Origin of the sequence: Glycocaulis sp. (genome assembly GCF_051859565.1) — a bacterium.
Classification (GTDB): Bacteria; Pseudomonadota; Alphaproteobacteria; order Caulobacterales; family Maricaulaceae; genus Glycocaulis.
The window spans coordinates 19,277-40,538 of record NZ_JBHYFK010000001.1 but is presented as its reverse complement, the minus strand read 5'-3'; the positions used below and the strand labels follow the sequence as shown (position 1 = coordinate 40,538).

Here is a 21,262-nt window from a genome sequence, read left to right as displayed (position 1 = left end):
GGCGCCAGCCTTTATACCTGGTTGTGCAAACCGGGTATAAGCGTGTTGCGGCGGCCTTAGCCTACCTCCCGCTCTTCATGCTGTCGGGACTCTGTGTCAGCGCTTGTCCGGCTGCACCGGAGCGGGCGGGTCGGAGGCCGGAAAGCTTTCTTCCAGCGCTTCGTCGAGCGCCTCTTCACGAGCGGACTTACGCGGACGCCTTTGCGAGGGCGTAACGGTTTTTGGGGGCGGCACGGGGTTTGGGTTGCGATCTGCCATGTCAGGCTCCTGTCGGCGGTGTCTGCCTTGGAAACCCGTCAACCCGGTTTCCTGTTCCGCCGCTGATCCGCTCGTGCGTTACTGGCGTATTAGAAAGACGGGTCTCCGTTTGCGCGTCCCCAGCCTGCCATCGTGAGACCCGAAGGGCGCTGCCGGACTGTCCTGTCCCCGTCTGGCAGCGCCCGCCTTTCCTTTTTTACCAGTCGAGATCTTCGCCGCTGACATGGAAGAAGCGGCCATTCATTGCCGGGTTGGCGCGTGCAATGAGATCGAGCTGGCCTTCCACACATTCATTGACGGTCAGGGTGCCGCCTGCGCCGCCCATATCGGTCTTCACCCAGCCGGGGTGGAAGATGAGCGTCACAATGCCCTTTGGCTTGAGGTCGATGCTCAGTGACTTGCCAATCGCGTTCAGCGCTGCCTTGGACATGCGGTAGGCGTAATAGCCGCCGCTGGTATTGTCGGCGATGGAGCCCATACGGCTCGATTGAAGGGCAATCACCTTTAGCTGGGACTGCGCGACCTGACCGGCGAAGGTTTCCGCCAGCTCCAGCGCTGCAAAGGCGTTTACCTGCGCGATTTCAGCCATGCCGGCATAGTCGGTCTGGCCGAAGCCCTGTTCGCGCGGGCCAAACATGCCGGCATTGGCGAACAGAATGTCGATCGGGCCCTTCACCGCGCCGGCCAGAGCCTTGCCGCCATCGGGCCGGGCGGCGTCATATTCCAGCAGGGTCAGGCGTCCGTCACCGGGATCGAGCGCTTTTAGCTCACTGGCCTTGCCGGGGTTGCGGCAGGCTGCGCTGACATGCCAGCCACGTGACAAAAGAACACGCGTGTGTTCCAGGCCAATGCCACGGTTGGCGCCGGTAATGAGCATGTGGGGCATGGTTCGACAGTCTCCGCAGAAAAAGGACTTGTTTTCAGTCACGCAACGAACCACACCGCGCGCCAATTGGTCCAGTCTCGGTGTTCATCATGCCGCAGTGGCGTTCATCGCTTGAACGGCGCAGCAGTGCAGCTAGGCTGGCGTCATCAATAGCGGCGCGCCGCCCCCGGCGCGTACCCGCAAGTCCGAAACGGAGCGCCCCCGAGCATGACCGCTGTCGTCAGTTCCGCCCATGCCTTTGACCGCGATGAGTTTCTCAAAGCAGCCCGCAAGCACTGGAAGGCCCGCTTTGGCGGACTGGATGATGCCGCGGCGAGCTTTGCCGAACAGGTCTGGGAAGATTCCCTGTCTGATGATCTGCAAGGCATCACGCAGGATGATGCGCTGACGGTCTTTGGCGATTTCTGGGAGTTCGCGGCCGAACGTGCCAGCGACAAGATCAAGGTGCGTGTGCGCGAAGGCGCGGGCAGCGACGGCAAGCCGCTGGGGCGCGATATCGTCGAGGTTATCGGGCAGGACCGGCCTTTCCTGGTTGATTCGGTGATGGGCGAGATCGCCTCTCACGGGCTGGACGTGCTAGCCATGGTGCACCCGATCGTGCAGGTGCGCCGGAACGAGGATGGCAAGCGCAACGGCAAGGACGGGCGCGTTGCCGCCGAGTCCATGATCCAGGTGCATGTGGATCTGCTTGATCCGTCCGCACGCGAAACTCTGGAATCAGAGGTGCGCGCGACGCTGAGCGATGTGCGCGAGGCGGTCGAGGACTGGCGCGACATGCGCGCGCGCATGGATGAGTGCCTGGAGCACCTCAAGGCTGCCAATACCCGCGCGCCGCGCGAGGAGGTGGAAGAATCGCTCGCCTTCCTGAGCTGGCTGCGCGACGACCATTTCGCGTTCATCGGCTGCCGCGCTTACGCGTTCGACGTTGACGAGGAGGGCAATCTGCGCTCGCGCGAGCCGGAAATTCTCAAGGACAGTGGCAAGGGCATTCTGCGCGATCCTGACCGCACCGTGCTGCGCCGCACCTCCGAGCCGCTGGTCATTGTACCGGCCATTGAGGCTTTCCTGCGCGCGCCGAGCCCAGTCATCGTGGCCAAGGCCAATATGAAAAGCCGCGTCCACCGGCGCGTCTACATGGATTATATCGGGGTCAAGCGTTACCGCGATGATGGCGCGGTGGTGGGCGAGACGCGCTTTGTCGGCCTGTTCACGGCAGAGGCCTATGACCAGATGGCGCGCGATGTGCCGCTGATCCGGCGAAAAGTGCGCCGCGTGCTCGACAAGGCCGGCAAGGCGCCAGGCTCCCACTCGGCCAAAAAGCTCCAGCACATCGTCGAGAACTATCCCCGCGACGAGCTGTTCCAGACCTCCGAAGAGGATCTGCTGAAGATCAGCCAGGGCATTTTGCACCTGTTCGACCGGCCCCGCACGCGCCTTTTCCTGCGCCGCGACCAGTTTGACCGCTTTGTCTCGGTGCTGCTCTACGTGCCGCGTGACCGCTATAATACGCGCGTGCGCATCGAGGCGGGCGAGCTGATCCGCAAGGCCTTCAATGGCCGCCTGTCGGCCTTCTACCCCATGTTTGGCGATGGCGCTCTGGCGCGCGTCCACTTCATTATCGGGCTGGACCCGTTCAACCACCCCGAGCCTGATCCGGCCGAGCTGGAGCGCGAGATCGCGCTTCTGGCGCGCACCTGGGAGGACGAGCTGGAAGCTGAGGCGCGCCGTGATGGCGATGCTGATTCCTTGCGCGCGGTGCGCACTTATCTTGATGGCTATACGGCCGGCTACCGCGAGCGCTACCAGCCCTTGTCGGCACTGGCTGACATCGCGCGGCTGGAGACCCTGTCGGCAGACAATCCCCGCGGTGCGCGTGTGTACCGCGAATCGGAAGATGACGATGCGCATCTGCGTGTGAAGCTCTACAGCCATGGCCGGATGCTGGCGCTGTCGGATGTGCTGCCGGTTCTTGAGAATCTCGGCCTGCATGTCGAGGCGGAGGCTGGCTATCCGGTCCAGCGCCAGCGTGATGGCGAGGAGCGCGAGACGCTGTGGGTGCATGAGTTCGAGGTAGGCGCGCGTTCGGGTGAGTTTGCCGAGCTGGAAACCCTGGCGCCGCTGTTTGAGGACGCGGTTCTGGCCGTTCTGGACGGGCGAACCGAAGATGACGGTTTCAACACGCTGGTGCCCGCGATCGGGGTCAGCTGGCGCGAGGCGGCATTCCTGCGTACCTGCGCGCGCTACCGCCAGCAGTCCGGGCTAGACCCGTCGCAATCCATCCAGGAAGAAGCCCTTGCCGGGCATCCTGAAATCGCGCGCTGCCTTCTGGAGTTTGCCCGCCTGCGCTTTGATCCTTCGCTCGATCTTGACCACAAGGTGCGTGAGGAAAAGGCCAATGCGCTGGAGAAGGAATTGCGCGGCAAGCTCGATGCGGTCTCCAGCCTGGACCACGACAAGGCCCTGCGCCGGCTGGTCAAGCTCATCAAATATACGCTGCGGACCAATTTCTACCAGACCGATGAGGACGGTCAGCCCAAGCCCTGGATTTCGCTGAAGATTGCCAGCCGCAAGATCCGCGACCTGCCTGCGCCCAAGCCCTATCGCGAGATATTCGTGTGGAGCCCGCGCGTGGAGGGCGTGCATCTGCGTTTCGGACCTGTGGCGCGCGGCGGGCTCCGCTGGTCTGACCGGCGTGAAGATTTCCGCACCGAGGTTCTGGGCCTTGTGAAGGCCCAGCAGGTGAAGAATGCCGTCATTGTGCCGGTCGGCTCCAAGGGCGGGTTCTATCCCAAGCAATTGCCCAAGCCGTCTGACCGGGAAGCCTTCATGGCCGAAGGCAAGGAGAGCTACCGCACCTTCCTGCGCGGTCTTCTCGACATCACCGATAATCTCGACGCGGACGGTAATGTCGTGGCGCCGGACAACGTCGTGCGCTGGGACGGGGAAGATCCCTATCTCGTTGTCGCGGCCGACAAGGGTACGGCGAGTTTCTCCGACATCGCCAATGGTGTCGCCACGGACGAGTATGATTTCTGGCTAGGCGATGCCTTCGCCTCTGGCGGGTCAGCCGGCTATGACCACAAGAAAATGGCGATCACCGCGCGCGGCGGGTGGGAATCGGTCAAGCGCCACTTCCGCGAGCGGGGCAAGGACATCCAGAGCGAGCCCTTCACGGTGATTGGCGTGGGCGACATGTCTGGCGATGTGTTCGGCAATGGCATGCTCTTGTCGAAGCAGATCCGCCTTCTGGCGGCATTCGACCATCGCGATATCTTCATTGATCCCGATCCGCAGGACACGGAAGCCAGCTGGAAGGAGCGCAAGCACCTGTTCGAGATGGACCGTTCCAGCTGGCAGGATTACGATTCCAAGCTGATCTCAAAGGGCGGGGGCGTATTCTCGCGCTCTGCCAAAGCCATCCAGCTCAATGACGAGATCCGGGCCCTGACCGGCCTTGAAGGTAAGAGCGCGACGCCAAGTGAGCTCATGCATGCCCTTCTCAAGGCTGAGACCGAGCTTCTCTGGTTCGGCGGCATTGGCACCTATGTGAAGGCGGCGTCTGAACAGAACTACCAAGTAGGCGACAAGAATAACGATGCCATCCGGGTCGATGCCGAAGAGATGAAGGCCTGTGTGGTGGGCGAGGGGGCAAATCTGGCCATGACGCAGGCGGCCCGCATTGCCTTTGCGCGCGGGGGCGGCAGCGTGAATGGCGACTTCATCGACAACTCGGCCGGTGTCGACAGTTCTGACCATGAGGTGAATATCAAGATCCTGCTCAACCCGATGATGCGTTCGGGCGATATGAGCCGGGAGGACCGCAACAAACTGCTGGAATCCATGACCGACGATGTGGCCCAGCATGTGCTGCGCCACAATTACGACCAGACGCTCACCCTGACGCTGGCGCGCGAGCGGGCGGCAGAGGACCTTGATGTGCACGAGCGTGTCATGGAGAGCCTGGAATCTGAAGGGCGTCTGGACCGGGCCGTGGAGGGGCTTCCCGGCAAGGAGACGATCCGCGAGCTCAAAGACCAGAATGACGGGCTTTCGCGGCCGGAAATCGCAATTATCACCAGCTATGTGAAGATCGCCCTGTTCGACAAGATCGTGGCGTGTGACGTGCCGGACGACCCGCACTTCAAGGACACGCTGGTCACCTATTTCCCGAAAGCCCTGCACAAATTTGCCGATGCCATGGACGGGCACCGGCTGAAAAGGGAGATCATTGCAACGCGGATTGCCAATGATCTGGTGAATATGGGCGGGCCGGACTTCCTCCAGCGCGCACTGGAGCTGAGCGGGGCGGATGCCCCGGCCATCGCAAGGGCCTTTGCCGCCGCGCGGGAGATTTTCCGCATTGACGATCTGACCGCGAAGATAAATGCGCTCGACAACAAGGTGCCTGCCAGCGCCCAGACGAGTCTGCACCAGGAGGTGCGCCGCCTGCTCTTCAAGCAGACGGTCTGGCTGGCCCGCCGGTCGCGAGCTGAGGAAGCGGGCAAGACCACGCCGGTCGGTGACATGATCGCGCGCTACCAGGAAGGCGCAGACCAGCTGCGTGAATGGGGCGAAAGCATCCTATCCAGCCATGAGCGGGCAGGTGTGGCCGGCCGCCGGTCGCGTCTGACCGAGGAGGGCGCACCGGCAAAGCTGGCGGGCGCGGCGGCGCTGCTGCAGCCGCTGATTCCCGCTACGGACATTATCGATCTGGCCACGAGTGCGGGTTGGCCGCTGGCGGCGGCGGCGCGCGCCTATCATGCCATCGGGGAACGTTTCGGGTTCGATCCTTTGCGCTCTGCCGCCAGCTATCTGACCTCGGACCAGCACTGGGACCGGCTGGCCACGCGCCGTCTGGTGGAAGATCTGTTTGCCAGCCAGCTGGCCATCTCCACCGCCATTGCCCGCTATGCTGATGCGGCGGGCGGCAAGCTGAAAGCCGGCGCGGAAGAGCCGTCAGAGGAATGGGCCGAAGAGCTGGTCTCGTCCTGGCAGGTGACCCACGCCCACGAGGTTGACCGCACTGATCACCTGATCGAACAGTTGTCAGCGTCTGGCGGGTGGACTCTTTCCAAGATCGCCATTGCCTCGACCGAGCTGCGTGAACTGGCGCAGAACGCGGCTAAGGACTAGAGAAAAGGTTCAGGCGGCGATGATTTCGCCGCCTGATACCTTCACCGGCACAGGTTTGAGCCCGGCCCTGCCTGCCGGCCCACCGGTGCAGGCGCCGCTCTCAATGGCAAAGCTTGCCCCGTGAAACGGGCAGACGATGAAGCTTTCCTCGCTGATGAGTGTCCGTCCTGAAGGCAGGCAGAGCGGGCGGCCCTGATGCGGGCACACATTCACATAGGCAAAGGCTTCATCGCCCTTGCGCACCAGCAGGATCGGCAGCGCTTCATAGTCTGACGGGAAGGCGCCCGGATCGCCAAGCGCATCGAGACGGCCCAGCACCGTGCCGGGTGGGGGCATGTCGCTCATACTCACGCGCCCTCGCTGGTGAAGGGACGTGAGAGCAGGGCGTTGATGGCGTCATCAACGCTGGCCGTGCCGCCCACAATCGCGGCCACCGCCTCACAGATGGGCATGTCGACGCCGTGGCGCGCAGCAAGTTCCATCACGGCCGGGGCCGTCGCGACGCCTTCGGTCACCGAATTGCGCGCCGCCATGATGTCTGCCAGCGCCTCGCCCCGGCCCAGCGCCAGCCCGCACGACATGTTGCGCGATTGCGGTGAGGAGCAGGTGAGCACCAGATCGCCCAGCCCGCAAAGCCCGGTGAGGGTTTCACGCTGCGCGCCCAGCGCTACGGCGAGGCGCGTCATCTCGGCAAATCCGCGCGCAATCAGGGCGGCATGGGCTGATTTGCCAAGCCCGCGCCCTTCCACGATCCCGGCGGCGATGGCGAGCACGTTCTTCACCGAGCCGCCAATCTCCGCGCCGATGAGATCATCAGCCAGATAGGGCCGAAAGCTGGCTGAACCGATCATGGCGATGAGCTTCTCGCCCGAGCCCGCATCGGTGCAGGCCAGCGTCACGGCGGTCGGCAGGCCGCGCGCCACATCGGCGGCAAAGGACGGGCCGGAGAGGACGGCGGGAATGGCTGAGGGGAGGGTTTCGGCCAGCACATCGCTCATTAGTTTCAATGTGCCGCGCTCAATGCCTTTCGAGCACAGGGCGACCGGCGTGCCGGGTTTGAGATGCGTGCCGAACGCCTCAAGGCTGGCGCGCATGTGCTGGGCAGGGGTGACGACCAGCCAGGCATCGCAGGCCGAGAGGTCTGCGGCATCATTGGTGGCGCGGATGGACGCGTCGAGCGCCACGCCTTTGAGGAAGGCCGGGTTTTCACGGGTTTCGTTGATGGCTTTTGCCACTTCCGGCTCGAACGCCCAGAGGATAGAGGGCGTGCCAGCGCGCGCGGCTGCTTGCGCCAGCGCCGTGCCCCATGCGCCCGCCCCGATAATGCCCAGTCTTGCGCTCATGCCTTTGGTCCCTTCTTGCCAGACCCTAGCAGCGGATCATCGCTGGCTGCACCGGAATCCAGCGGCCAGCGCGCGCGTGCCGGCACCTCCAGATCATCGGTGATGCCCAGCCGGAAACGCTCTGCGCCCGCCAGCGCAATCATCGCGGCATTATCCGTGCAGTATCTCAGAGGCGGGAAGAGCGTGCGGAAGCCTCGTGCCTCGGCCTCTTTCACCAGTGCGTCGCGCACGGCCCGGTTGGCGGCTACACCGCCCGCCGCGACCAGCACCCGGCCTTGAGGATTTTGCTCGGCATACAGATCGAGCGCGCGGCCCGTGCGCTCGGCCAGATGCGCCGCGATGGCAGACTGCGCAGCGGCGGCGAGATCGGCCTTGTCAGCGTCTGCCGGTGCGTCCAGCGCGTCAAAGCTGCGCTTCACGGCTGTTTTCAGGCCCGCAAACGAGAAATTGCAGCTTTTGTCGTGGGCCAGCATGCGCGGCAGGGGGAAGCGTGACGGGTCGGTTGCTTGCGCGGCGAGCTTTTCCAGCGCCGGCCCGCCGGGAAAGCCAAGGCCCAGCACCTTGGCCGATTTGTCGAAGGCTTCGCCTGCCGCATCATCGATGGTGGAGCCGAGCCGGGTCATCTGTCCCACGCCGTCCACGCTCAAAAGCTGGGTATGCCCGCCAGAGACCAGCAAGAGCAGCCAGGGAAAGGGAAGCGGTTCGACAAGGCGCGGGGAGAGCGCGTGGCCTTCGAGATGATTGACGGCGATCAGCGGCTTGCCCGAACCGAGTGCCAGCCCTTTTGCGGTCATCAGCGCGGCCATCACCCCACCAATCAGGCCGGGACCGGCGGTGGCGGCGATGGCGTCGAGCGTGCCGAATTCCAGCCCGGCTTGCTCCATCACCTCGCGCGCGAGATGGTCCATGCGCTCGGCGTGGCTGCGCGCGGCAATCTCCGGCACCACACCGCCAAAGGGGGCATGATCGCTATTCTGGTTGACGACGCGCTCGGCCAGAACTTGCGTGCTTCCGTCAGGGTTCAGGCGCACGATTGCCGCCGCGCTGTCATCGCAGCTCGATTCAAGGCCCAGCACGGTAACGGGCTGGCCTTCTTGCGCGCCGGGGTGGGTATGGGATAACGCCATACCCATCCGTTAGCGCCGCTCCGGCAGGCTGACAACTCACGGAGATCATCTTGACCGCTTCCCTGCCCGTCATGGCGCTAGCCACCCGCACCTCTCCGCTGGCCATGGCGCAGGCGCTGATGGTGCAAGTACAGCTGGCGGCCGCGCACGGTGTGGAGGACATCGAAGCAGGCTTCCCGATCCTCGGCCTTGTCACCACGGGCGACCAGATCACGGACCGGGCGCTGCTGGATGCCGGCGGCAAGGGGCTCTTCACCCGAGAGCTCGACCGCGCGCAGCTGGACGGCGAGGCGGCGTTTGCTGTCCATTCCATGAAGGACGTTCCCACCCATCTGCCGGACGGGCTGGAGCTGGCTTGTGTGCTCGAACGTGAAGACCCGTCAGACATATTACTGACCGCGACCGGCCCCGGCACGCTGAAGAGCCTGCCCCAAGGGGCGCTGATCGGCACAGCCTCCTTGCGCCGTCAGGCACAGGCGCTTCACGCCCGGCCAGACCTTCAGATCACGCTTCTGCGCGGCAATGTCGGCACACGCCTGCAAAAGCTGAATGAGGGCCCCATTGCCGCGACCTTCCTCGCCAAGGCGGGACTGAAACGGCTGGGCCGCCCGGAAGGGGACTGGCCGGGCCTTGATTTCGCACACAGCCTGCCTGCCCCGGCGCAGGGCGCTATCGGTGTGACGATCCGCAGCGATGATGATGCGGCCCGCGTGGCCCTCGCCCCGCTGAACCATGCCCCCACCACCCTTGCCATCGCAGCCGAGCGCGGCGTGCTGGAAGCGCTGGACGGGTCCTGCCGCACGCCGCTGGCGGCGCATGGCGTGTTTGAGGGCGATACGCTCCATCTGACAGCCGAAGTGCTGAAACCTGACGGATCACAGCGCTGGCGCATGAATGATGCGCGAACCGGGATCGATACGATTGAAGCGGCGCGGGCCTTCGGCCTGTCTTTGGGAGAGACCCTGCGCAAGGATGGAGGGGCGGCGGTGGAAGCCATCCTCACCGGCACGGGATCATGACCGCGCATGCGCCAGTCCTTGTGACGCGCACCCAGCCGGGCAATGCCCGCACCGTCCGGGCCGTCCGGGCAATGGGTTTTGCCGCGATAGCCTGCCCGGTTTCGCAAGTCGTTCGCTCGCGAGCGGTGATTGGCGCTAATGGCACTGATGCTCTGGCCCTGACCAGCGCCAATGCGCTGCAGGCCGTCCGCAATACCGGCCCGCTGCTTCACCTACCGGTGTTCGCGGTGGGTGAAGGTACGGCGCAGGCTGCGCGTGATGCCGGCTTCTCGTCCGTTACCAGTGCCGATGGCGATGCCGAAGCGCTGGCGCGGGTAATCGCGCGAGCTCTGCCCGCAGGCGGTCATGTCCTTCATTTGAGCGGGGAGGACAGGGCGGGCGATCTGGCCGGCATGCTGGAGGTTCTCGGCCTCAACGTTACGACCCACATCGTCTACCGCACACGGCTGGCGCGCGGCCTGACCGCGCGTGCCAGAGCGGCGCTTGCAGACGGCCCGGCCATCGTGCTCATCCATTCGGCGCGCGGTGCGGAGCGCTTTCTGGCGCTTGTGGACGCGGCGGAACGGACTGCCACCCTCGCGCGTCTGGAGTTCATCGCCATATCGGAGCGTGCCGCGGTGCCGCTGCACACGCGCGGCCTGCAGGCACATATCGCCGCCCAACCGGCTGAAGACAGTCTTCTGGCCGCACTGGATGAACTGGCGAAGCGGCGCGGCGCACCCTAGACTGCGCAGGAAGCCGACCCAGAAAAGGCGCGAAGACCTGATCATGCAAGCGGACTCTCCTGAAAATACCCCTCCGCCCGGCGAGGCAGAGCCGATTGATGCCGAATTTGAACCGGCAAAGCCTGAAAAGCGTGTCAGCGGCGGCAAGGCAGCGATGCGTCTTGCCGGCTTTGTATTGCTGCTGGTGCTGGCAGGCGGTGTTGGCGGGGTAGCGGGCTGGTTTGCTGCCGGTTTGAACGCCACCGATGACGCAGGCGCTAGCGCGGAGATCGCCCGGCTGGAAAGCCAGCTGGCAGGGCTGGACGCGCGCCTGAACGCGGCAGAAGACCGGCCGCTGACCGAAATGGTCCCCACCGAAGCCTTGCGCACATTCGACAGCGAGATACGCGCGCTGGAAGAACGTGTGGAGGCGGTGGAGGCGCGCTCGGCGGGAGAGACGGGCGCCGGGCTTGATGAGGCCGCGCTGGAAGCGCTGCTGGATGAGCGCGAAGGGGGGCTGCGCGCCGAGATCGATGGTCTGCGCAGGGCCATTGAAAACCGGCCTGTGGCTGGCGGCGGGGAGGTTGACCTCGCCCCGCTGGAAGAGGCGGTTGCGGCCCTTGAGAGGCGTCTGAACGAAACTGCACAACAGGCTGAGGCAGGCCTGGCGGCCCTGTCGGCGCGGCAGGACGAAGCGTCCGGGGCGTTGTCAGAGCAGATGCGCGATGCCTTGGCCTCGCGTGATGAGAGCGTGCAGGCCCGGCTTGATGCCCTTGAAGCCCGGCTGAGCGAGGCCGAAGCCAGCGCTGGCGGCGAGGCCGAGGCCGTCGAGCGGTCGGCGGCGCGCATTCTGGCCTTCACGGCTTTGCGCGAAGCGGCTCAGACTTCAGAGAGTTTTGAGGCCGAGCGCGCCAATATGGCCCGGCTCTGGCCAAACGCGCCGGGCCTTGCCGCCCTGCAGCCTCATGCGCGCCGGGGCGTGCCATCGTCTGATGAGCTGGCAGACAGCTTCCCCGCAGCGGCGATACGTTCGGCATCTGGCGAGACGCGCCGCTTTCTGGGTCTGTTTGAAATCCGCCCCGCCGATACCAGCCCTGATAGCGCGCTGGCTCTGGTCGGGCAGGCTGAAAACCGCCTTGCGCGCGGCGATCTGTCCGGCGCGGTAGAGGCGGCAGGGCGGCTGGAAGGCCCGGCAGCTGAAGCCGCCTCTGACTGGCTGGTTCGCGCGCGCGCCCGCCTTGAAATCGAGGCCGCCCTCATCACACTGCGCAATGCGCTCAGCAGCGATGCCACTGCGGGCAGGAGCACGCCATGATCCGCCTTATCCTCACTGTTGCCTTGTGCGTCATCACGGCGATCCTCGCTGTCTGGCTGACCTTGAACCCCGGCACGGCCAGCTTTGAGTTCCTTGGCTGGCAGGCCGAAACCAGCTTTGCGCTCTTCATGGGCGTGCTGATCGTTGCCGCCTTCCTGCTGACCGTCTTGTGGTGGCTGATCGCCAAGATGTGGGGCGCGCCCGACGCGTGGCGCAAGCTGCGCCAGCGCCGCCGCCGCGAACAGGGCGTTGATGCGCTGGAACGCGCGCTGATTGCCGCTGCTGCCGGTGAAGGCGAACTCGCCGTGCGTCAGGCGGCACGCGCCGATGCCCTGCTGGAGCGGCCGGCTTTGTCGCGTCTGCTGGCTGCCAGAGCCGCCGAGGCCGCCGGCAATCTTCTGGCCGCGCGCGGGCATTATGAAGCCCTGCTGGAAGACCCGAAAACGCGTCTCGTTGCCCATCGGGGCCTCTCCGTGCTGGCCGAAACGCAAGGCGAGACCGGCAATGTCATAACCCACGCGGGCAAGGCGTTTGCGGAAGCGCGCACCGCACGCTGGGCGTTTGACAGCCTCTTTAATGCGCAAATTGCCGCCGCGCGCTGGGACGAAGCGCTGGAAACCCTCTCCGAGGGCGAAAAACGCCGCCATATCGCGCCGGACAGCGCCGCGCGCCGCCGGGCGGTGATCCTGACCGTGAAGGCGCGCCAGATCCGCCAGAGCGACGCTGAGAAGGCCGCAGAGCTGGCCGAGAAGGCGGCCAATGCCTCGCCCGGCTTTGCGCCCGCCGCCGTGCTGGCAGGCGATTTGCTGCCCGCGCGCCGCCGCCATCGCAAGGCGGCGGACATCCTCGAAACTGCCTGGCGGCTGCGGCCCCACCCGGCGATTGCACGGGCCTATGGCGAGCTTCGCAAATCCGATACGGCGGCGAAGAAGGCGGCGCGTCTGCGTACGCTCGCCGAGTTCAATCCAGACAACCGGGAATCGCGCCTGCTGCTCACCGGCATTGCCCTGCAGCAGCGCAATATCGAGGCCGCGCGCAGCGCCATTACGCCGCTACTGGCTGAAGCGCCGCTCTCGGCGCGCGTGTGTACGCTGGCCGCCCGCCTGACGCGTCTGGAGGGCGATGAGGACGCTGCCCAGCGTTATCTCGCCCGCGCGGCCCATGCGCCGGGGGAACCAGACTGGTCGGATATTGACGGGGATGGGGAAGCCTTCAATTTTGCCGAGAGCGACTGGCAGCGCCTGGTCTATGCGTGGGGCGATGAAGAGCGGCTGATCCATCCGCGCCATGAGCGCTTCGAGATGATCGCCGAGGCCATCCCGGACCGCGTGCTGCTGGAAGCGCCCAAACCGGCTGCAAAAGAAACGCCTGCCACTGACACGGCTCCTGTCATCATCGCGCCTGCGCCTTTACCAGACCGGGAAACGAGACAGCGCGAGGAGACCCCGGCTGCGGGTCCGCGCTTCGCGCCCGATGATCCGGGCGTCGATGACGACGATAAGGGCTAAGGGACTAGCGGATGGCACGGCTGATCGTGGGGGTAAGCGGGGGGTCAGCCTCCGGCAAGACGGAGATTGCGCGTGCCGCCGCCCGCGCCATTGCGCCCCTGAGCGCGCTCGTCATGGCCGAAGATGATTATTACGGCGATCACGGTGCCTCGCCCGATTTTGATGCCGCCCGCTTCAATTTCGATCATCCGGCCTCTCGTGATCATGCGCTTCTGGCCGATCATCTGGACGCGCTCAGGCGCGGCGAGAGCGTGGATGCGCCGATTTATGATTTCACCATTCACCGCCGGCGCGCCGATACGCGCCGCATCGCGCCGGCGGATGTCGTGCTGGTGGAGGGCATTCACCTCTTCTGCGATGCGCGGCTGAAAGAGCTGTTTGATATCCGCGTCTATGTCGATGCGCCCGACGATATACGCCTCGCCCGGCGCCTTTTACGCGATGTGAACGAGCGCGGGCGCACGGCCCAGTCGGTCGTCGGCCAGTATCTGGGGACGGTGCGGCCCATGCACCATGAGTGGACGCACCCGAATGCGGCTTGCGCCCATATCGTGATCCGCAATGACGCCGCCGCCGCCCGCCCGGCCGACCATCTCGAAGCGTTTTTCGACGCGCTGGCAAAGCCGGTCGTGGAGGCGATACGCGCGAAGGCGGGGTAGTGGGACCCCACAGCTACACTACGCCTCGTCAATCCGGGGGAGCGCAGCGACACCCGGAACCCAGATTTCGTTTCACCGGCGCACGCCGGTGCCCAGTCTTTTCTAGGCCCCGACTTTCGTCGGGGAAACGGGGCATCACCAATAGTCTCTCAAGTTGTCATGGCCCGGCTTGTCCGGGCCACCCATGCCTGAGAGCTTGTATTTCGGGGCGCATTAGCGGCCCGCAAGCGCGAACGCGCGCTCGCGACTTTTTGCGGAACATCGCAACGCGGCCTGTCCCCGCGCAGGCGGGGAATGCGTTGCGGAACTAAAGAGGCATGGGTCCCCCGGATCGCTTCGCGACCGGAGGATGACAGGTCGTCACCTGAGGCAGTCAGGTGCGAAACCGCGCCATCCAGACCACACGCACAAGCGCGCTTGCGAAGACACGCGTTCGCGGATAGTTTGCGCGCCGCCGGGAAGGGGCCGACCGCCTCGCCCCCGCACCCGCCCGTTAAACGACGTGGCAAAGCCGCTTTAGCTCAGCTGGTAGAGCAACGCATTCGTAATGCGTAGGTCGCGTGTTCGAGTCACGCAAGCGGCACCATTTTTCTCCGACCATCTTGTGTGTATCGACCTGCTGGTGTTTGTCCGCCAGATTTGGTTGTCCAGCGGTGGGGCGGGAAGATGAGCAAACGGGACATCGTTAAACTGTCGGGTGATGGCCGGACGACGCATTCAGCGTTTCTGGCCGAATGGATGGGGTCTGTTCCCCCAATCAGAAGGCGACTGATGGATTGGGCATTGAAGGCTGGCTGGGAAGGGGAGTTTGACCCTTTCCGGCTCAACGAAACCGCCAGTGTCAGCGCATTGGCAAATGCCGCCGTTCGCGCCCGCTTTGTCGCGTTGACCGAATATGTTGCGTACAAGCGCAAACCCGGCCGGGGCAGGCCGTATGGCCTGGGACGCTGTGATCTATGGGTCGGCGATACGGCTACCGGCGGTTCCTATGCCATCGAGTTCAAGTATCTTTTCGCGTCTTCGAATGGTACGGCGAACACAATCGAGAGCCGCCTGGAGGCCGCCGTCAATGATGCCAGAGCCGTTCCCGGCTATGAAGCAGAATATCGGGCTGGATGCCTCATCATTGCCACGCAGAGCGAGACGCCTGATCAGAGCATTATTGATCGTCTTGATAGGCAGAGTGCTGCAACTGGGCGGTACGCTTTCCGGGTCGGGGGAGGCCGGTCGCCTGCCTGGTTGCTGTTCGAGATGGTCGCCTGACACCCCCTTCCCCTTCTCCCCGCTTTGCCTATCATCGCTCGCACAAAAGGCCCGTCAGTGGCCGGGGCGTGAGGGGCAAAGCTCCCGCGCGCAATGAGGGAGGAGACGCGAATGATCGATGCGGGCAAGCTCGTATCCATGGCCGATGTCGTGCGCCAGCAGGCGCGCGTGAACGGCCATGTAGCGGCGCAAGTATTCCAGGATCGCACCACGAGTTATGCCGCGCTGGACACGGCGGCGAGCCGGGTCGCCAACGGGCTGATCGCGCTGGGGTGCGAGCCGGGCATGCGCATCGGCCATCTGGGCAAGAATAGCGACTATTTCGCCGAGCTTCTTTTTGGCGCGGCCAAGGCGCGATGCGTGCTGACGGGCGTGAACTGGCGCCTCGCCGGGCCGGAAATCCTTTTCATCCTGAAGGATGCGGGCGTCACCACGCTGTTTGTTGATGCGGAATACTATCCCCTTGTCGAGAGCCTTCTGCCTGCTCGGCCTTCGCTTCGCACGGTCATCGCGCTTGATGGCGGGCATGCCAGATGGAAGGGCTATACCAGCTGGCGGGATGGGCAGTCCGACACCGATCCGATGCTTAAGACGGACCCGAAAGAGGACGTGCTCCAGCTCTACACATCCGGCACGACGGGCCATCCCAAGGGCGTGGTGCTGTCGCACGGCGCGTATCTCTCCCTCTTCGAGCAGGGTCTGAAAGACGGGTTCGTGCGGTGGGAGCCGGGTGATACCAACCTCATCGCCATGCCCTATTTCCATGTGGCGGGCACGAACTGGGCGCTCCTGGGCTTCTATCAGGCGGCGACGAATATCATCGTGAAGGAAGTCGATCCGGTCGCGATCCTTGATCTCATCGAGCAGCACAAGGTGCAGACCAGCTTCTTCGTGCCGGCGGTGATATTGTTTCTGGTGCAGGCGAGCGCGGCGAAACCGCGCGATTTCTCGTCGCTCAGGCTTGTCGCCTATGGCGCCTCACCGATTGCGGAAGAATTGCTGCTCAAAGCGGCAAAGATTTTCGATTGCGGCTTTTTGCAATTTTATGGCCTTACCGAGACCAATGGCGCGGCAGTGCACCTGCCGCCGGCCGACCATGACCCCGCGCGCGGCAAGCTGCGCGCGGCCGGCAAGCCGAATGCCGGTATCGAGATCCGCGTCGCGGGCGAGGACGGCAAGCCGGCCCCGCAAGGCGAGGTGGGCGAGGTGTGGATACGCGGCACCAGCCTGATGAAAGGCTATTGGAACCGGCCCGATGCCACGGCAGAGGCGATCAATTCAGATGGCTGGTTCAAGTCTGGCGATGCCGGGTATCTGGACAAGGATGGCTATCTCTTCATCCATGACAGGGTGAAGGACATGATCATTTCCGGCGGCGAGAATATCTATCCGGCAGAGGTGGAAAACGCGCTCTTCTCCCATCCGGGCGTGGCGGATGTCGCCGTGATCGGCGTGCCGGATGAGCGCTGGGGCGAGGCGGTGAAGGCCGTGGTGGTGAAGGCGCCGGGTTCGGACGTGACGCCCGAAGCCCTGATCGCGCACGCAAGGGAGCGGATCGCCGCCTACAAAGTGCCCAAAACGGTCGATTTCATTGACGCCCTGCCGCGCAACCCCACGGGCAAGATACTCAAACGCGTGCTTCGCGAGCCTTACTGGAAGGGCCGCGACCGGGCCGTGAGCTAGGGCGCGACTTCTTCGCCTGCAAAATCAAAGCAACGTCCGGAGTGGTCAGGGGTCAGCGTGTCGATTACCTTCAGGAGGCGTCCGGCGCTGTATTCCGGCGTGAAGAGCTTTCCCTCTGGCACATTGCCCCGGAAGGGCTCTGAGAGGGCCGTCTCCACCGTGCCGGGATGCAGGCTGACGATCAGGGCGTCGCGGCGCTTGCGGGCGAGTTCTATCGATAGTGTGCGGATGATCTGGTTCAGCGCCGCCTTGGATGCGCGATAGGCGTGCCAGCCCCCCAGCCGGTTGTCGGAGATAGAGCCGACGCGCGCCGAGAGGGCGGCAAACACCGACTTTCCCTCGCGCGGCAGGGCGTCCAGCAGGGCGGCGGCGGCCAGAGCCGGCCCGGTGGTGTTGATGGCGAAGAGCCGGGCCATGCTGGACGCATCCAGATGGCGCCATGTCTTCTCCGGGCCGAAACCCTCGCCATGCAGGACGCCGCTGGCCACGATCACCAGATGTATGGGGCCATCACCGGCAATCGGCTCCAGCGCGCCCCTGATGCTGGCCGGGTCTTCCAGGTCGATGGTGCCGGAGGTGATCTTCGGCCCTTGTGGCGCGCTGCCTGACCGCGACAGGGCGATCACATCGCCGCAGCGCGGATCGTCTGCAAGCTGGCGTACGAACGCGCCGCCAATGCCGCCGGACGCGCCGACTACGATCGCGCGGTAGTGCTCAGGCAGGGATTCAAGAGTGTTGCTCATGACGAGATGAGCTAGAGCGCCGATGCTTTACGGAAAGGGCTGACCGGCCGTCTAGAGGTGCAGCGCGTCGTTGGCCGCGTCCTGGACCTTGCGCATCAGGCGGAAGCTGGCCGTACGGTCCTTGCCGTTGAAGAACTCGTTCTTGTCCAGAATCGTCAGGTGCGGCCCCAATGCCTCGGCATCTACCCGCGCCGATCCGGTCAGGACGAGAACCGGCGTGCCGCGCGCGATCTTTTCGGCCGTACGCACCGTGTCGGTGGGGTCTATAGAGTCAGGCAGTCGCAGATCGACGATGATCAGATCATATTGCCGCCGGGCCAGCTTGCGCTTGGCGTCGTTCAGCGTGCGCACAACTTCCAGTTCAAATTCATAGCCGCCAGCATCGCAAAGCGCCTGCTGCAGCAGCATGGCATCGGCGAAGTCATCCTCGACGTGGAGGACACGCAAAATCTGGGTGGTTTGTGCAACAGCGCTCATGCTTTCACGCTATTGGCCCGCGCTTAGCAAAGCGTAAATTTCTGCATTATCAGCAGAGGGGATCGATGATTTTTTCGCCGGTGCGCGCGGCTGCCGCTTTCAGTGTATTGGCCAGCAGGACGGCGATGGTCATGGGGCCGATCCCGCCGGGCACGGGTGTTATATGGCCGGCGGTCTTCTCGCTCGCCTCAAAGGCGACATCGCCGACCAGTCCCGCATCGGTGCGGTTGATGCCGACATCGAGCACGCATGCACCCGGCTTTATCCAGTCAGCCTTCACCATTTCCGGCCTGCCCACTGCAGCGACCAGAATGTCCGCCGAGCGGCAGACTTCCGGCAGATCGCGGGTGCGCGAATGGGCCAGCGTGACGGTGCAGTTCTGCTCCAGAAACAGCAGGGCGGCGGGCTTGCCGACCAGGATGGAGCGCCCGATCATCACCGTGTGGAGGCCTGACAGATCGCCCAGCGCCTGCCGGGCGAGCCACACGCAGCCCGACGGTGTGCACGGGCGCAAGCCATCGGCCCCCAGCACCAGCCGGCCTGCGCTGGTGGCGGTCAGCCCGTCCACATCCTTGGCCGGGTCGATGGCTTCCACAACGCGGCGGGCATCAATGTGGGCGGGCAGGGGCATCTGCACCAGAATGCCGTCCACTGCCGGGTCGGCATTGAGGGTTTCCACCAGAGCGATCAGCTCGGCTTCGGGCAGGTCATCGGGGCGGCGGAATTCCTGAGAGATCATGCCGGCCGCTTCGGTGCGGCGCACTTTGTTGCGGACATAGACATGGCTGGCCGGATCATCGCCGACCAGCACCACGGCGAGGCAAGGCTTGCGTCCGATGCGGGCAGCCAGTGCTGCGCTCTGGGCGGCAACGGCGGCGTCAAGCGCGGCCGAGGCCAGCTTGCCATCAATCAGGCTGGCAAGCCCTTCGCGATGCCGGATGAAATCAGGTGTGGTCACGGATGCTAGCCCAGAAGAGGGAAAATCTGCCCCATGATCACCCACTCACGCACGAAGAAGATGATCAGCAGCAGGACCAGAGGCGACAGGTCAATCCCGCCCAGCGGCGGCAGGATACGGCGGATGGGAGAGAGGACCGGCTCGGTCAGGGCATTGGTGGCGCGCCAGATCGTATTGACGAACTGGTTGCGCGGATTGACCACGTTGAACGCAACCAGCCAGCTCAGCACCACGTTCACGAAGATGAGCAGTACGAGAATATTCAGTACCGGAATGATGAAATAGATAATCAGGGCCTGACCGAAGGTCATCACTGTCTCCGTCTGGACGCACGCCGCAGCCGTGCAAGGGGTGGCGCCTGTCTAGACGCGCACCACCCTTTCACGCAAGCGTGCCGCGCAAGGACGTGGTCAGTGCCGTCCGGGTATCTCTGCATGGTCGCGCCAGAAGCGGCACACTGCGTCGGCTACCTGCTGATAGCCCCCCAGGCTGTCGGGCTTGCGGACATAGGCGTTCGCTCCGGCTTCGTAAGCCTTGTCGATATCGCCCGGCTGGCTGGAGGACGAGAATACGATGATCGGGACCAGTTCAGGGTCCTCGCGCTCGCGCAGCGCCTCGATCACCTCATGGCCGGAAAGGCCGGGCATGTTCAGGTCGAGAAGCATGGCGTCAAAACGGCTGGAGCGCAGAGCATCCAGCGCCGCCTGCCCGCCGGGCACGTGCATGAGATTGGCGCCTTTCATGTCGGCAAAGGCACGCTTGGTCAGAAAGGCGTCGCTTTCGTCATCCTCGACAAGCAGGAGGCGGATTGTTTTCGCCATTTTTTTCTCCCCGGGCCGTGTGGGCTCGCTGGCTTACTGGGTGACCCCGCCGGCGGGCGTTGCGCCGGGTGATGGCAGAGTCAGGCAGAAGCGTGCGCCGTCAAGGTGGGTTTCGTCCAGCCAAATCTCGCCGCCATGGCTTTCAACAATCTCCCGGCAGAAGGCCAGACCCACGCCCATGCCCGGATAGCGGGTATCGTCGTGCAGTCGTTTCATCATCTGGAAAATCGTCTCGGCGTGGGCCGGATCAATCCCGATTCCATTGTCTGCTATGGAAATCGCCACCATACCGTCTTCGCCCTGCGATGCGCGGATGGTGATGACTGGTGCCAGGGCAGATCGGTATTTTATCGCGTTGGAAACCAGATTCTGAAAAAGTTGGGTGAGAAGCACTGGGTCGCCCTCGATTTCGGGCAGGTCCGCGATATCCAGCGTTGCGCCGCTTGCCTCTATCTCATCTTCCAGTGCCGACATCACGCCGGTGATGACCCGCGACAATTCAAGCGTCTGGGACTGAGGTGGCCGGTTCACCAGCTGGGCATATTCCTGCAGGACGCTGATGAGAGTCTGCGCGCGCAGTGCGCCTTCGCGCACCTTGGCCAGATACTTCTGGCCGTCTGCGCTCATGACATCTGCCTCTTCCTGCTCGAGGAGCTGGGAAAATATCTGGATGTGACGCAAGGGCGCCTGCAGATCATGAGCAGCTGCGGCGGCAAACTGGCGCAGCGCCGTATTGGCCCGTTCAAGGTCGCGCGTACGCTGGCGGACGCGATGCTCCAGCTGGCCGGTAACAGCCATCAGGCGCGCCTCAGCCTCGTCGCGCCGGCCAATCTCGGCCTGCAGCGCCTGGTTGGAGCGTTGCAGCTGGCTGGTTGATGGCAAGGCGAGCGCGCGCGGCAATAATGGCCACAGGGCGATAGCGGTAGCCAGCGAGACCGCCGCCGTGGCGGCTTTTAGCAGGCCCTCGAGCTGATAGTGCGGGTTCCACACCGTCCAGATCGAGAACAGGTGTGTCATGCCGCACAGTAGAATGAAGGCCACGAACAGCCACATGACCGGCCGGTACACCAGATCCGGCCGGCGTATGGAGAATATGGCCAGCGCGGCGGGAATAGAAAAATAGGCCAGGGCGATAACTGCGTCGGACAGCACATGGGTCCACAGAATGGAGGGCTCCCACAGATAGCACATGCCGTGAGGCATGAAGCCGTGCGTCGATAGCGAATGCGTCATGGAGCCCATGCGCGGCAAGCCTCTCCCTGTTTCTAGCGCACTATCTATGCGCCGGGACGGGCGTCAAGCGGACGGCCAGCGATTTTCGACGCGGCTCCATCATGTGCTTGACAAGATGCGGGGCCGGGCACT

The 21,262-nt window shown here is 64.4% G+C and carries 19 protein-coding genes and 1 tRNA gene; 9 read left to right on the top strand and 11 right to left on the bottom strand.

Annotated features, from left to right (window positions below; translation table 11 throughout):
- Nucleotides 1–96: 96 nt before the first annotated feature.
- Both ACTIGC_RS00200 and ACTIGC_RS00195 read right to left on the bottom strand, forming a co-directional pair.
- Nucleotides 97–258: a hypothetical protein gene (locus tag ACTIGC_RS00200; RefSeq protein ID WP_439632491.1), complete on the bottom strand. Its 162-nt coding sequence runs from the start codon at nt 256–258 to the stop codon at nt 97–99.
- A 196-nt stretch (nt 259–454) separates the two neighbouring features.
- Nucleotides 455–1,144 (bottom strand): SDR family oxidoreductase, encoded by a 690-nt coding sequence (locus ACTIGC_RS00195; RefSeq protein WP_439632490.1) that lies wholly within the window; start codon nt 1,142–1,144, stop codon nt 455–457.
- Nucleotides 1,145–1,351: 207 nt separating this feature from the next.
- Between ACTIGC_RS00195 and ACTIGC_RS00190 the strand changes: the two genes are divergently transcribed.
- Entirely contained in the window at nt 1,352–6,277 is a 4,926-nt protein-coding gene (locus ACTIGC_RS00190; RefSeq protein ID WP_439632489.1) for an NAD-glutamate dehydrogenase, read from the top strand.
- Nucleotides 6,278–6,286: 9 nt separating this feature from the next.
- Here the strand turns inward: ACTIGC_RS00190 and ACTIGC_RS00185 are convergent, their stop codons facing one another.
- The 3 genes from ACTIGC_RS00185 to tsaD are packed head-to-tail and all read right to left on the bottom strand — an operon-like array spanning nt 6,287 to nt 8,747.
- Nucleotides 6,287–6,622, bottom strand: a complete 336-nt coding sequence (locus ACTIGC_RS00185) for a Rieske (2Fe-2S) protein (protein WP_439632488.1) — start codon at nt 6,620–6,622, stop codon at nt 6,287–6,289.
- 2 nt (nt 6,623–6,624) lie between these two features.
- Nucleotides 6,625–7,620 (bottom strand): NAD(P)H-dependent glycerol-3-phosphate dehydrogenase, encoded by a 996-nt coding sequence (locus ACTIGC_RS00180; RefSeq protein ID WP_439632487.1) that lies wholly within the window; start codon nt 7,618–7,620, stop codon nt 6,625–6,627.
- Nucleotides 7,617–8,747 carry a tRNA (adenosine(37)-N6)-threonylcarbamoyltransferase complex transferase subunit TsaD gene (gene tsaD / locus ACTIGC_RS00175; protein WP_439632486.1) on the bottom strand — a complete coding sequence of 377 codons (1,131 nt, stop codon included), beginning with the start codon at nt 8,745–8,747 and terminating at the stop codon, nt 7,617–7,619. The genes ACTIGC_RS00180 and tsaD overlap by 4 nt, the downstream gene beginning before the upstream one ends.
- Nucleotides 8,748–8,797: 50 nt before the next feature.
- Here tsaD and hemC point away from each other — a divergent pair, with 50 nt between their 5' ends.
- The 8 genes from hemC to ACTIGC_RS00135 all read left to right on the top strand — a co-directional run bounded on the left by hemC (nt 8,798) and on the right by ACTIGC_RS00135 (nt 16,898).
- Nucleotides 8,798–9,766: a hydroxymethylbilane synthase gene (gene hemC, locus ACTIGC_RS00170; protein WP_439632485.1), complete on the top strand. Its 969-nt coding sequence runs from the start codon at nt 8,798–8,800 to the stop codon at nt 9,764–9,766.
- Nucleotides 9,763–10,491, top strand: coding sequence for a uroporphyrinogen-III synthase (locus ACTIGC_RS00165; RefSeq protein ID WP_439632484.1), 729 nt, complete (start codon nt 9,763–9,765; stop codon nt 10,489–10,491). Before hemC ends, ACTIGC_RS00165 begins: the two co-directional genes overlap by 4 nt.
- A gap of 43 nt (nt 10,492–10,534) precedes the next feature.
- Nucleotides 10,535–11,785 carry a mitofilin family membrane protein gene (locus ACTIGC_RS00160; protein ID WP_439632483.1) on the top strand — a complete coding sequence of 417 codons (1,251 nt, stop codon included), beginning with the start codon at nt 10,535–10,537 and terminating at the stop codon, nt 11,783–11,785.
- Nucleotides 11,782–13,293, top strand: a complete 1,512-nt coding sequence (locus tag ACTIGC_RS00155; protein WP_439632482.1) for a heme biosynthesis protein HemY — start codon at nt 11,782–11,784, stop codon at nt 13,291–13,293. The genes ACTIGC_RS00160 and ACTIGC_RS00155 overlap by 4 nt, the downstream gene beginning before the upstream one ends.
- An 11-nt stretch (nt 13,294–13,304) precedes the next feature.
- Nucleotides 13,305–13,952, top strand: a complete 648-nt coding sequence (gene udk, locus ACTIGC_RS00150) for a uridine kinase (protein ID WP_439632481.1) — start codon at nt 13,305–13,307, stop codon at nt 13,950–13,952.
- 510 nt (nt 13,953–14,462) lie between these two features.
- A tRNA-Thr gene (locus ACTIGC_RS00145) sits at nt 14,463–14,538 on the top strand.
- Nucleotides 14,539–14,618: 80 nt separating this feature from the next.
- Nucleotides 14,619–15,215 carry a hypothetical protein gene (locus tag ACTIGC_RS00140; protein WP_439632480.1) on the top strand — a complete coding sequence of 199 codons (597 nt, stop codon included), beginning with the start codon at nt 14,619–14,621 and terminating at the stop codon, nt 15,213–15,215.
- Nucleotides 15,216–15,326: 111 nt separating this feature from the next.
- Entirely contained in the window at nt 15,327–16,898 is a 1,572-nt protein-coding gene (locus ACTIGC_RS00135; protein ID WP_439632479.1) for a long-chain-fatty-acid--CoA ligase, read from the top strand.
- Here the strand turns inward: ACTIGC_RS00135 and ACTIGC_RS00130 are convergent.
- The 6 genes from ACTIGC_RS00130 to ACTIGC_RS00105 form a co-directional block, all read right to left on the bottom strand.
- Nucleotides 16,895–17,641 carry an SDR family NAD(P)-dependent oxidoreductase gene (locus tag ACTIGC_RS00130; protein ID WP_439632478.1) on the bottom strand — a complete coding sequence of 249 codons (747 nt, stop codon included), beginning with the start codon at nt 17,639–17,641 and terminating at the stop codon, nt 16,895–16,897. The two genes, ACTIGC_RS00135 and ACTIGC_RS00130, sit on opposite strands and share 4 nt — an antisense overlap.
- Nucleotides 17,642–17,692: 51 nt before the next feature.
- Nucleotides 17,693–18,118 (bottom strand): response regulator, encoded by a 426-nt coding sequence (locus ACTIGC_RS00125; RefSeq protein WP_439632477.1) that lies wholly within the window; start codon nt 18,116–18,118, stop codon nt 17,693–17,695.
- Nucleotides 18,119–18,167: 49 nt separating this feature from the next.
- Nucleotides 18,168–19,076 carry a bifunctional 5,10-methylenetetrahydrofolate dehydrogenase/5,10-methenyltetrahydrofolate cyclohydrolase gene (locus ACTIGC_RS00120; RefSeq protein WP_439632476.1) on the bottom strand — a complete coding sequence of 303 codons (909 nt, stop codon included), beginning with the start codon at nt 19,074–19,076 and terminating at the stop codon, nt 18,168–18,170.
- Nucleotides 19,077–19,081: 5 nt separating this feature from the next.
- Nucleotides 19,082–19,387 carry a YggT family protein gene (locus ACTIGC_RS00115; RefSeq protein ID WP_127569118.1) on the bottom strand — a complete coding sequence of 102 codons (306 nt, stop codon included), beginning with the start codon at nt 19,385–19,387 and terminating at the stop codon, nt 19,082–19,084.
- 99 nt (nt 19,388–19,486) lie between these two features.
- Complete coding sequence (locus ACTIGC_RS00110) at nt 19,487–19,897, bottom strand: response regulator (protein ID WP_439632475.1); 411 nt, start codon at nt 19,895–19,897, stop codon at nt 19,487–19,489.
- 33 nt (nt 19,898–19,930) lie between these two features.
- Nucleotides 19,931–21,139: a sensor histidine kinase gene (locus ACTIGC_RS00105; protein ID WP_439632474.1), complete on the bottom strand. Its 1,209-nt coding sequence runs from the start codon at nt 21,137–21,139 to the stop codon at nt 19,931–19,933.
- Nucleotides 21,140–21,262 lie beyond the last annotated feature (123 nt).